Origin of the sequence: Plantibacter sp. Mn2098 (assembly GCF_049319745.1) — a bacterium.
Lineage (GTDB): Bacteria > Actinomycetota > Actinomycetes > Actinomycetales > Microbacteriaceae > Plantibacter.
On the sequence record NZ_JBMOUH010000013.1, the window covers coordinates 60,375 to 73,261 of the forward strand.

The 12,887-nt window shown below is 60.3% G+C and carries 5 protein-coding genes and 1 pseudogene; 3 read left to right on the top strand and 3 right to left on the bottom strand.

The window, feature by feature from the left end:
* Positions 1–10 precede the first annotated feature (10 nt).
* Entirely contained in the window at positions 11–1,054 is a 1,044-nt protein-coding gene (locus ACL9RL_RS18430) for a hypothetical protein (protein ID WP_422781747.1), read from the bottom strand.
* A 2,267-nt stretch (positions 1,055–3,321) separates the two neighbouring features.
* Here ACL9RL_RS18430 and ACL9RL_RS18435 point away from each other — a divergent pair.
* Complete coding sequence (locus ACL9RL_RS18435) at positions 3,322–4,296, top strand: replication protein RepA (protein ID WP_422781748.1); 975 nt, start codon at positions 3,322–3,324, stop codon at positions 4,294–4,296.
* 583 nt (positions 4,297–4,879) lie between these two features.
* On the opposite strand, the gene ACL9RL_RS18440 is transcribed toward ACL9RL_RS18435, so the two are convergent.
* Together ACL9RL_RS18440 and ACL9RL_RS18445 are read right to left on the bottom strand one after the other, a co-directional pair.
* On the bottom strand, positions 4,880–5,761 hold the full coding sequence (locus tag ACL9RL_RS18440; protein WP_422781749.1) for a ParA family protein: 882 nt from the start codon (positions 5,759–5,761) through the stop codon (positions 4,880–4,882).
* 535 nt (positions 5,762–6,296) lie between these two features.
* On the bottom strand, positions 6,297–8,273 hold the full coding sequence (locus tag ACL9RL_RS18445; protein ID WP_422781750.1) for a hypothetical protein: 1,977 nt from the start codon (positions 8,271–8,273) through the stop codon (positions 6,297–6,299).
* Between the two features lie 1,379 nt (positions 8,274–9,652).
* Between ACL9RL_RS18445 and ACL9RL_RS18450 the strand changes: the two are divergent.
* Positions 9,653–10,219 (top strand): annotated as a pseudogene (locus ACL9RL_RS18450) (recombinase family protein).
* 83 nt (positions 10,220–10,302) lie between these two features.
* Positions 10,303–12,717: a hypothetical protein gene (locus ACL9RL_RS18455; protein WP_422781751.1), complete on the top strand. Its 2,415-nt coding sequence runs from the start codon at positions 10,303–10,305 to the stop codon at positions 12,715–12,717.
* The last annotated feature ends 170 nt before the right edge of the window (positions 12,718–12,887 follow it).

Genomic DNA, 12,887 nt, shown 5'->3' on the forward strand with positions numbered 1-12,887 from the left:
GCAGCTGCAACTACTTCGCGAACGCGTTGTCTACGTGGAGGTGGTTGCAGCTGTCATTGATCTGCGAGAAGTTCGCCGGGGTGACGGTCGTACCGGCGGCGGCGCGGCAGTCCGCCTGACCGATGCGCGAGCCCTTGGGCATGAGCGCGTCGAGCAGGCCAATCAACTTGATGGAGTCCGCATCAGCTCCGGTGATCGAAGCACCGTTGAGCGCGTAGAAGTCCACCGCGTGACCTCCTCCATCGAGGTTGTGCGACGAGTTCGGTCCAGCCCCGAGCGACTGCCCGGTGCACTTGCGGTTGATGTCGGAAACGCCAACCGCGGAGAAGTTGTTCAGAGCCACCACCATGGCCTGCAAGATGCCCACATCGATGCCGCAATCAGGGACGCTCTGACCGTTGGCAATGGCCTGGATCTCCGGCAGATGGTCGGGCTGATTCGGCCCCACCAAGGTCTTGAACCGGCCTTCCGCGTGCGCCGTCATGATCTGCTGCGCGAGAGTCACGGCGTCCGCACTGACACTGCAGCCGCCGCCGGGTGCGGCTCCACCGCTGAGCGCTGCGACGATGGTCGTAGCCGGTTCGAAATACCGTGTGTAGTGGTCCGGGTCCGCGTTGACCTGGACGGCGTGCGCGGCCGCTGAGGGGGTCATCTTCTCCCACCCCGCGACGGTCTGCAGGCGGGCGAAGAACAGGATCGAGCTAGCCGTGGGGTCCATGCGCTGCGCGAGGCTCCCCCAGGAGTCGCGCTGTTGGAACAGGCCACGTGAATCGGGGCCGGCCTCGTCGCCGTAGGCGAGCACACTCAACCCAGATTCACCGAGGGCCGTCATCACGCCCACCGTCTGCGCCTGCGCGCTCATACCGAGCGAGGCGGCGGCGTTCATGATCGCGGCCGCATTGCCGACCTGCTCCGGCGTGTAGCCGTCAACGGCTGGCAGTTGCGACACGTCCACCGTGACCCCAGCACCGGGCAAACATGACGCTGCCGCGGGCTGAGCGAGCAGCAGCGGAATCATGAGCAGCGCACCAATCGAGAGCAGCGGCACGAGCACGATTGCGACGATGACCAGCAGACCCTTTTTCTCTTCCACGCGTAGCTCCTCACCCCGAGCCCGATCAAACGACGAACCCCCTCAATCATCCTAACCAAAAATGCATTCTGGAATGCATATCGACAGGGAATCGAGCGGGTGCGGCGCGGCGTGACGTCAGCTCGTTTTGCCCGCTTCGACTGTTCACACGGTCCTGGTCGGTGCCGACCCAACCTGCTGCACCATTTTGATGTCAGAGTGAGTGAAGTCGCGCGTCGATACGAACACGAGTATCCCGGGTCGGGGATCCTCGTTGATACGAAAGAACCCCGGAACATTTTCCTGAACGTGGTTAGTAGTTTGTCGACCGTCAGCAGGGCGAGCGGCACCGTGCGAGAACGCCGGGCAAGCCCCAGAACGCGCATCGCAAGCCTTGCACACGGTCATCGATGACCACCCCCGCGTCGTCTTGCCGAGATCCCTGACGACGAGAAAGGCGTCACCGCGATCGGCGGCCTCCGCCGCATAGCAGCCTGGTTCGCCGCCCGTAGCATCCGCGTCGCCCAGGTCTTCCTTTACGCACTCGATCTGGCTATCAAGGCCGGCATCGGCGACCTCCTGGACGGTACAGGTGCCTCCGGATGGTCGGGATCCTTCGGACTCAGACCATGCCGTCGCCGGCTTGCTGCGCCTGCCGGTTGATCCATGTCGTCGAGCCCCGCGAGCAGCGATACAAGCTCAGCGAGGCTAGACGAGCCCTTACGGGCCGGAATTCCGGTTTCCGCTTCGAATCGCCGCAATTCGGTAACCAACGCAGTAATGATCACCTCTGGCGAGACGTCACCCAGCACAAGCGCGAGCAGGCACTGCAGGCACACAACGGGTGAGTCAACAAGATGAGCCTCCTCTTCGTCGAACTGCAGGCAATGAAGGGGCTCACCTCGAGTACTCGGATGGTACTCGTGAGGTCAACAGCCCCTTAGCACGGTCGACGCTCTCTCCCTCCTACCGGCGATTTGGATCCGCCTGTCCCCTGCGCGGATCACGGCCGGCGTGGATCGCCGCGGCCGGCCCACTGCTGATTGGCACGGTTGACAGGAGCGGGTGATCGAGCTCAGCGGGAAGTCCCAGTCCGAGCTCAAGATGCAAGGCATGCGGTCGACGGTGAACCGACATCAACTGAAACACGTCTGCGTACTGGTTTCACTGACAGGTGCTTGACAGTCCCTCGACGGCTCGGAGTACCTCGGTTTAGACGTCTTCCAGATCCCCTGCCTAATCTCCGATGTCTCTCCCTTACCCGAGTCTTGTCCACATCCAACGCGAGCGCGAAACACGCGGCGCGAATTTGGCTGAAACTTGCGTCTCTGCAGCGGCGCATTGAACGGTGTCAAGACACTGATTGAGCGCCTCGAGTTGAAGTACGTCTATAGCTGAGCGCGGTGTGTACTGCGGTGGCGAGGGTCGCAGTTTTGGGCGCCTGACAAGATGTGCAGAGGGGTGTACTGCGGTGGCGGTGCGCGGAGCGAGAGAGATCGTGTGTAGGTGTACTGCGGTGGCGTTCTCGTGACAAGGTGTACTGCGGTGGCGGTGCGACGGTCAGGCTACACAGTAGATTGGCGGATCCGCGTGTACTCCTGTGGCACTGGGGCGCTGTGTACTGCGGTGGCGCTGCGTCATAGATTAATGACGTTGAGTGGTTCGTGTACTGCGGTGGCGCTGCGTAGAACGCGACTTGTGTACTGCGGTGGCGCTGTGATCTAAGCGTGAGGGTAGTAACGATTGATGGCGTGTACTGCGGTGGCGCACCGCGAGCGTCGACCGTTGCAGTTTAATTGCGCCACCGCAGTACACGCCTGGGGAAGCTCATTGGAGCACCTGACCACATGTCGTTGCGCTCAGAGGCGTGTTTAGGGTTTACCGGAGGCTGAGGTCGCGTTGATTGGTGCCGATCTACTTCTGTGGTCGTCTTGGTAGTTGTTTCGTTTATAGGGAATGTCTACAGGAAGAGCTATAGGGGCAAGTTATCCACAGGGCTGTGATCCTTACTCTTTGTTGGGATCGCGGCCACCGGGGAGATGGATATGCGCCACTGCAGTACACGTCGGCGCCACTGTAGTACACCGTAAGCGCCACCGGAGTTACTCACCTTGCCACCGGAGTACACGAATCGCGGTGTGTACTGCGGTGGCGATTCTCGACACGCCGCCCGTTCCGACGTTTTCACGGTTATTGCGCTGCACGCTTTAGGCACCTACATCTGACCTCGACACGAGAGCGAAGCTCCTATGGCCAACCCAGTACCTGCTGCCGCGGGCGCGTCGAGAGCTTCTTCGTCCAGTCTGCGAATCTCTAAGTCCCAGGTCAGGCTGCTGAATCATCTGACCGCGAAAGAACTCGATCCCGAGTTCGATAGTTCCGAGATCGCGTACTCTGCTCGCGTTTGGGCGCAAGTCTCTTTGCCCTATCGCGAGCCTAGGGACGTTCCATATTGGGAGCGTCGGAACGGCAACGTCACCCTGATGGTTCGCCCAGCGTTGTTGAATGATCCCGAAACGAAGACGCGCCGTGAAGCTTATCCGTACGGGATTTTTCCGAGACATGCGCTGACGTGGATGGCTACTGAGGCGGTTCGCACGAACTCGCCCGAGCTCGAGCTCGGCGCGTCTATGTCCGCGTTCATGCGCAAGTTGGGACTTACTCGCGGGGGGAAGAATGCCGCGTTGATGACGGAGCATATGCGACGACTTTTTGGTGCTCAGCTTTCGGTTGAGGGCCTGGCTATGGGCGAGACAGGCCATGGGGAGGTCACGGAATATTGGCAGATCGCTTCGCGGACGCAACTGTGGTTTCCGGACCGTGATGAGCCGGAGAACCCTGGTTTGTGGACGTCGACGGTGACGTTGAGCCCTCAGTTCTTTCAGTCGATCGTTGACGCGCCGATCCCAGTGGATTCGGACATCATGAAGATGTTGGGAAAGTCTCCGTTGAAGCTGGATCAGTACCTGTGGCTGACGTATCGGATGTACTACCTGACGAGTCCGACTCGGATCAAATGGGCTGACCTGAATGCGCAGTTCGGCAGCCAATACGCTCGGCCGCGTGCGTTCAAAGATAGGTTCATTCAGAACCTGAAGGAGCTTCAAGTGGTTTACGAGGGCCTGCACATCGAGGTCACCGATACGTTCCTGATTCTCCGCCCCAGCCGCACGTCCGTTCCGTCGTTATCTGCGTACAAGGGCCGAAGGATCCTTCGCGACTGAGTACAGACGCCCGTGCGAGGTGTGGTCAGATCGCATGTGACGCCGTCGAACAAGTTCCGCTCCCCCATCGCTAAGGCAGTGGATTGCGATCATCGGCACTGATTGCGATTTGACGATGTCGATGCACTCGTCTCCGAAGCTCGTGTGGTCTAGCTACCCAGCGGTCTGCCCTGACGGAATGCGCCTTCGTTTGGCTGGAACGGCTCTCCGCCGTTGTGTTCCTCGGCGAGGCGGGCGAGTTCGCGCTCAATGGCACCTTCAACGAGCGAGGAGAAGCTTGCATAGCCGTTTGCTCGTCCGGCAGTGCGCATCACGGCAGTTTCTGCGCGACGCTTTGTGTCGACGCTCAGCGTGACCGTTACTGGCTTCCGAGCACCTTCTATGGCCCGGGAGGCGGGCTGCGTGACTACCGGGACTGGGCTGGCGGAAGCAGTGATTTCAGGCGAGATCTGTTCTACGGGCGTTGGAGGGGTTTCAAGGGACGCTGTTCCGGCCGGAGAGGCTGCGGGTGTGCGAACTTGCTCAACGTCCGCAACGAGCTTGATAGGACTGCGTCCGGTGGGTCGCTGACGTGCAGGTGCGCTCACGCTGCCACTTCCTTCGCCTTGATGATTCTCTTCGTGAACTGTGCTGCAACAGAGTCATACAGCGCCACGGTTTTGCGAGAACTTCGGTCGTCCCACGTACTCAGGGAAGCGCCGGCCGAATCGGCCTCGGCGAACCTCGACCATTCCGGGAGATAGGGCGGGTTGAAGAGCTCGCTCCCATCTGTGAACTTGACAGTTCCGCTGAGATTCCAAAGGAGGTCGCCGAACTGTTCCTTAAGGCCCGTGAGCTGGTAGTCATGTTCGATGGTGTTCTTTCGGCGTGTCACTACGACGCCACTGATACTAAGGCTAGGGTTCCCGAGGTCCACACCGTGCTTCTCGACGAAGTCCACGACGCGCACGGCCGCCTCAACAGAGTCATAGTTCGGGTCGGTTGGGATGATGATGCTATCTGCTGCCGCCATCGACATTTGGACGAGGTGACCCAAATCGGGACGGGTATCAATGAGAACAACGTCGTAGTCATCGGTCCAGCCGATCAACGCCTTCTTGAGACGCCGTACCGCGCCAACCACGCCGGCCTCAGTTTCCCTATTGATCAAGTCAAAACGGGCAGGCAGCACGTCGATGAGCGACGCCTCTGCCGTCGACTCCCCCGCGGCGTCAACCCAGCCACAAGCAACAACAACAGACTCGCCGACGCCCTCCTGATCAGCCTTAATCACTTCGGACATCGTCGGGGTGGGCTCATCTGCGTTCCAGGCCACACCGAGTCGCCTCGAACTGTTCGCTTGAGGATCCATGTCCACAACGAGCACGCGGTACTGTTTCCGCGCCAGAGCGGCGGCTAACTGGACCGTGAATTGGGACTTCCCCACACCACCTTTGTTATTCGCGATCGCGATCTTGACCACCATGAGCCCTCCAGTAAATAAAAACAATACTTGGTTGTATTGAAAGTCTTGGGATCTAGGATCCCATAAGAGCCGACGGTGCCGCGGCGACACGCTGTGTATGACAATACTTGGATGGCTATAAATACTTACAAGTATTGCAATACATGCAACGGATGTAAGTATTGTTTAAGTATTCGACAACGCCCCGCGGGGCAGTGCATACACCGCGTGCTAGTCACTAATTAAACCAATACAAACAAGTATTGCTTTAGTAGCCCCGCGTTGTGGTTCACGGGTGTCACCAGATTCGCATCGGTGACAACGCTTGCCCGCTATGACCGGAGCCAGCGTCGGGGGACTCTCGCGCTTCGACACGTCGCACCCGGGCGGGGCCCAAGACCGAATATCACCCTCGTTGCTCCGCGACCTCGCGCGATCAAGCGCATTGCAATCGTGAATCGGCCCACGCACAAAGCCAAACTCGAGCAGACGAATCGTTGGACAATACAAACAAGTATTGTTTTACCTGTGCGCATTCAAGGACGATACGGTCAAGTCAAGCGACACTTGACCACCAGAGGCTGTCGGGGGATAGCATCCCGTTCTCGGCCCAGTACCGGGCTTCTCGGTGATCGCCTCGACCGTCGCCTGCTCGTGGATAGCGCGGCCAGGCGCGCTCAGCGGGGGAGTGTTCGACGAACGTAAGGGTGCGGCTTGTTACGTGCGAGCGCCGTGGACGGCTATGTGGCGCACTATGCATTGTGTCCATCTCGGCCTGCCACCACGTCCATACCTCTCGCTCGATCCGATACCGCTCCGCACGCCCCTCTAAATACCCGTCAACACCCAACACCACCGCGGCCTGACGACGAAGGTCGTTCTTTGACCGGCGCCAGCCTGTTCCGGCCCTCACCAGCAGCCTGTGAGTACGCAAACGACTGAGGATCGTAGTTGCGTGTCGGAGCGAGACACCCATCATCCTCGCGACATCCTCGCGACTCACCTGTCCGATATTGCGCAGTGCCCCATAGACCTTTCCAGCGACGTGTCCAAGTCCGGCGCGGGTAAACACGTCATGACGTCCGTCTGTGAGTTCATCCTCGAGTTGCCGCACTAGAGATGTTCGCTTCGCAAAAATCTCGGAAGGGGGGGCGGCGTTAAAAGATGGTTGTGACCGGACAGATCCGGACACTGTGGAAAACCCTCCCTCGGGAGCCATTCGACTGGGGGAGAGGCACCATTCCGCAGCGTTCCCACCTTTCGCGACCGAGGTACATTGCACCCAGCCAGACTCGGCGAGTACCTGCAGAGCGTCAGCGACGGTAGTGCGGCCGATGCCGCCTAGTAAGGCGAGCTCGCGGATGGACGCCGCCACCGTGCGCTTGCCTGTCTGCAGGGTGAGGAAGGCTAGGGCGGACAGGACAGTGCGTTGCGACATCGCAGCCTCCGTGCGCGCCCACCGGCCGGGAGAAGCTTTGAAACGCATCAGGAGGGCATCTGCGTCCTCCACAATGCGGGTCAGCTCCGAGAGGTCTCTGGGGTCCTTGCGGGCCGGGAGAGCGCGTTGGACGACCGCGAACTGCTGCGCCTTTGCCCACTGCGACTCCAGGCGCCTCGCCGCCTCTTCGGCCGAACGCGGGCGCCGCCTCCCCGGGCCGGCGTTCCTGCTTCGGTAGTGCTCCATCCCCGGCGCCGTACGCGCAGCATGCTCGACATCCTGGGCGCTCCAGCCAGCGTGAGCGGCCGCAAGTAGACACATGAACCCCGTCCAGGACGGATTCGCGCCGCCACCGATCGTCGCCATGTGTGCGGCACCCTTCGCGCTCAGCGGCCGGTGCGTCTGATGAGCGTCGTTAATTGGGCCGGAGGGGGAGGAGTCAGTGGATCGCAGCGCCGGCTTTCGCGCGTCCAGGACGCCGGCGAGCTCCTGCAACTGCGCGGGCGTCGTCGACGGCTCAACCAGGACGGTGAGATCCCCGCGAAGGATGGTTGACGTGCTGCCGTCGCGGTGCGGGGACAACGGCGGCCGCGCAGCGCCCTGACGGGCGTTTAGGAGCATCCCGTGGTCCAGGGTGCGGTAGTTTGCGCGAGCGGCGTGCGAGACGCCGGCGACGGTTGACGCCGCAGCGCCACCCTGGACGGCGAGCCAGATGTGGCGGCCACCAGTGCCAGAGGACTGGCAGATCACGTGCGCGATCGCCAATTCGTCCAGGATCCGGGAGAGGGCGTCGCACTCGTCGGCTGCCTGCTCCATCAGCTCATCGTTGACCCCGTGAGCATCCTTGCCATCGAAGTCGAAACACAACAGCCGAAACAGTCCCTGCTCATCAGCCAAACGCACGCACCACGGCGTCGACGGCGCCATCGGACCCACCCGATAGAACCATGGGTACTGGTTCTCATCCAGGCGCCCGTACACGTCACGCTGCATCACCCGAACCTCAACACGCGGACTTATCCGACGGGTGAGATCCCACGCAGTCCCCACAAAGGAGGACAGGCTGGGAGCAACATCAATCACGAAATCAGGCACACTCGTGCCTTTGTGGGCTACTATGGCTGCATCACCTCCGAAAATGGGTGCGGAAAAGCCTCCGGGCTAGACCGGATTTTTCTCGGGGTTTAGCTCGAACCGTGGCTTTGGCGAGACAAGGGTTCTGAGCTACGAAACTTCATGGCCCGGTGCGAAAGCACCGGGCTCATTCGTTTAAGCCGCTGCGGAATCGCCCTCCTGACTTCCGTCAAGCGTGGGCTCCACGACAGGAAGATGTCCCTGGGCGTCCTTTAGCTGCTTCAGAAGGACCTCCAGGTAGAGGGCCGGCGACAAGTTACCGGACTGCTCGGCGGCCGCCTTCAGAGCGATCTTCGTCTCGGGAGAGAATACGAGACGTGGGGTCCAACCAGTCACTCCTGCGGGGAGACGGTTGCGTCGAATACCTGCATTTACGCCTGACATAGCTCCATGATGTGGCCTTAAGTGCCCAGTTAAGATGAGCGAGGGCGGCGTGTCGTGCGCGGTCGATTCGTCTTTCGAAAGCGAACACGTCTGTCGGGCTGTCCATTCAGTGCGCGTGTCAGGTCCGGCGCGGCCGCTGAGTTCGTGTCGCGTCAGTCCCGCAACCTCTACTCCTCCGCGTCGGGTCCATACGTCTGATATGACGGCTCGACCGTTCTCCGGCCTGCCAACTCTGCTCGCAGCCGGCTCTCGAGACGACTTCCCTCAGCTACCCAGGCATGACCGACGGCGACATCCGGCCAATGCACCTCGATCACCGGGTCAAGTTCCACCGTCCAGACCTTCGTCCAGACTGCGAGAGCTTCTTGGAGTTCCGCGGACAGGGCCAGTTCACTGGGGTTCGTTGGGCCTCCACCCCAGAGCGACCATGGGTTGCCCCAGTCCGGAAAGAAACGCACGACTGGCAGCTCGGACATGAACTCGAGTGTAAATCTGCGCCGCCCAAGAGTCGCCCGGGTTTACGATCTCGTTCGCACAGGCACGAAGACAGGGAACCCCCTCGCACACGCTCAATCAAGTTTCCGCTCAACTCGTATTCTGATTCGGTTCGTCGCAGCATGCCAAGAGAAGTCGCTTCACCGGCGTTTCTCGGTCTACTTCCGGTTTGATACCCAGGTGAGGGGGCGGCGGATGCTCGCGCGCTGACCTACAGCGTCTGCCTGATCGTGCCCCGCGTCGCTTTGCTCTCTCTTAACTGCCCCCAATGCGCTCCACGCCCACTTTCCAGCGTCTCGGAAATGTACAGGTTTACGAGACAAGCGACCCGCCGACAGTCCTGGCGACCGCGAGAGCGGAATCCCGCAAATCTTGTGCACGAGACGATGTCTCGAAAACCCATCTCACTGATCAGCATGTCTCATATATGCATTCATAGGTTTCTGAGACATGCTGATGCGATGAGGCAGATCGGGTACACCAGAATCAGCACCGCCGACCAGGACGCGCAGCTGCAACTCGACGCGCTCCTCGACGCGGGCGTGCAGAAGCGACGTGTTCGCGGACGTGACCTCGGGTAGTGAGACAGCCCCCGGCATGACGAAGGTCCTCGAGTACGCCGAGGCAGGCGACACCGTAATCGTGTGGCACATCGATCGGCTGGGCCGATCCCTCATCGACGTCCTCAACGCCGTCGAGCTCCTGCGCGGCCGCGGAATCCACGTGCGATCGCTCTCAGCCGGTATCGGCCCTGAGACGTCGACGGGTAGGCTGATGCTCCACATGTTCGCGACCCTGGCCGAGTACGAGCGTGAGCTCATCGTCGAACGCGTGAACGCCGGCATCGCGGCAGCGCGCGACGCTGGCACCCGCTTCAGGCGTCCGCGAGTGAACCCCAACATGATCGCTGAGAAGCTCGAAATCGTCGCGACCGTCCGACCATGGAAGCCGCTGCACTCGTCAGCTGGAGCCAGGCAACGCTTTGCCGACACCAGAGCGACTTCACCAGCAAGACCTCAATACTGTGACATCTCAAACAGCCTGAGCGTCCTACTCATGCGCATTTCGTAACTCGACTGACACAATAGTGCTACAGATCGAGGGGATTCTCGTGCCATCTCAACTACCACCTGAGCTAGCAGCAACACTCGGAAGTAATGCGCTTCGCGAAAAGTACGCGAGCTTTGTCGACTTGGTCCGGCTCCTGGGCGACTCGATCATCGCGAACGACTACTCGATTCCCGATGGCCTGTCGAACGCCATCAAGCTGACCGAGTACGGTGATGCAGTGCTAACGAAAGTGGCAACTGCGAAGGCGGACAAGATTCCAGCCAAGGAGGCTCGGCTGCTCTGCGCACTGGCTATCGGCAGGGAGAAGCTCCTTGTCGACATCGAAGCAACTGACCTGAACGGCATCGCGAAGGCGATCTCTGCACAGATCCTCGCTAAAAAGATCCGCTTTCCCTTCGCCTTCGGCCGTGAGTCCTACGACGTGTACGCATCGATGTTCGAAGAGGGTCAGCCCGTACTGACGTACGAGGAAACTCAGCGCTTCCTAGACGGCACGCCATCCGGAGTCCAACAGTATGGCCGTTACGTCACTGGTCCCTACGGCTTACTCGAGTCTCAAGCGACTCGACAGTTGTCCTCAGGCCGACGAGTCGAGGCTTTCCATTGCTCCGATACGATGTGCGACATAGCGCATCGCGTTCATCTCACCACCAGCAGCGCAGCCATGGTCAATAGCCATCGCGAAAAATTCGAGGATGCACTCTCGAACGGCGACAGCAAGGAGGTCGACTGGTTCGGCGCTGCTGACGACGTGCGCGACGTGGACAGGATAATGTTCTCGGATACCACGGTGGGAGTATCGGCGACCCTACTCGGGGACGGACTCAGCTTAGGAGAGCTTCGAAAACTCATCGCGTACCTATTCAACTCCACTGGTGGAGCCCTCCGGCGACTTGTCAGCCCATTTCTTGAAATCGCGGACGCGGACTCTGCCGTGGGAAACCTTGACCGAGCGCAACTCCTACAGATCGCCCTGCTCGTCGATGAGCCGGTGCTGCAGGGTGCGCTCGACTCGCTAGTGTTCGAATCTGCAATCAGGGTGCCGGCGGGTGAAGTTCGGCGGCCTGTCCTCAATAAGGAACGCCGTTCAGGAGCATTCGGTCTCTCGCCAGAACTCGGCAGACTCGGAGTACGTTTCGTCTCGGATCACCCCGGGTTCGCAGCTCTCCGTCTCCGCGACGAGCTGACGCACATATACGATCTTTCCGACGCCGGAGACCGAGCCGACCTTGAATGGATGCTACGAGGAATCGTGGCTGACTCGCTCGAAGAACAGCTCGATACGTTCTTCCGCACCGCCGAACCAGTCGACTGCGTGACGCGTCTAGGTCTCATCGGCAGAGCAGCGCTCGGGCGACTCGCCAAGAATCTGAGAATTGGGCATGGTCTAGAGGCGAGCGATGCGAGCATCGCGAATCGCATCCTCTGGAAGCTGGGCTTCCCACTACATAGTGAGCAGGATCCTCGCGCTGAGTACTGGAGGCTGCACGAGAAGCTGCTGGGTCTGACTCGTGCGTCGAGTGCTCCCGGCGCTCGAGATACAGAAGAATTCCTGGGTGTAGCGAGTAAATACTTCCGTGAGCTCGAGCGCTTCCTGCAGGAATCTTTGGCGTTCTCCGCATGGGCACTGCTGCACGATCACGTTACCGATCCACACGCTTATCAGTACGGCTTTGACTCAGATAATGCGCGCGGTTTTGAACTCGTCCAGGAGTCAGTGAAGTTCGGCGGCGACTCTTTAAAGACCTACGACTTTCTAAGCGGCAAACTCGATGTGTATACGATGGCTCGGGGCTTCGAGTTTCTATCTGCGCGACTCACTGCTTTGTCCAGTGAATCGGAATCGTTGGCTCGCCCGATCGACAATTTCCCCGCTTACGCGCGCGGAAGCCGTCTCAAGAAATTCCCATTCACTTCGACGGTCCCGTTCCTCTGCCTGACAGAAGGAAGTCGTATGAGAATCATTTCTGGGCTCAAGAGCGTCGCTCAGGCGCTGCAACGGGGCAAGGTGAACGAGGTTCGAAACGATCATCAGCACTATCGGAAAACCGCATCGGGCGTCGGACACATCGAGCAGGCGTTACGCGAAGCGGAGTATGCAATGCGAACAATCGAGTCGTTGGGGCTGGCCCTCGTGGAGTCAAGGGTTGAAGACGCGGTGCACGATCGTTGGGGCCGATCCGAGTACTACCTAGCAGCGCCGAGGGGCGCACGTCATGTCGTCGCGCGCCCCTCCAGCTTTGATTGGCTGGGCCTGCCTGGACTCGAGGAGGCTCAGTACATACTTCGTGGGGCAGTCTTCGCCGAGCCCAACGAGGTTCTGCGGTTTCAACGCCGCCTAGACAGCGAGTACTCCCAAATGTGGCAGGACGTGCCTGCCCGTCGACGACCACGCGGTAGCGCCCTGAGTCAGAACTCTGTGGAGCATCGAGGGTCAGAAGTCCGCGGCGCATGAGTGTTCAGCTCTCCGACTTTCGGGCCGACGGAACCTGGAGCGCGTTGCCGGACTCGACACAGAGTCGGTTGCGGACTCCTCACCTCATGCAAGGGTGCGCGCGAAAGCTGACGTCTCAAGCATTCGGCCAGGTTGAATCCTAGGACCGCAGGGAGAAACCAGATATGCCG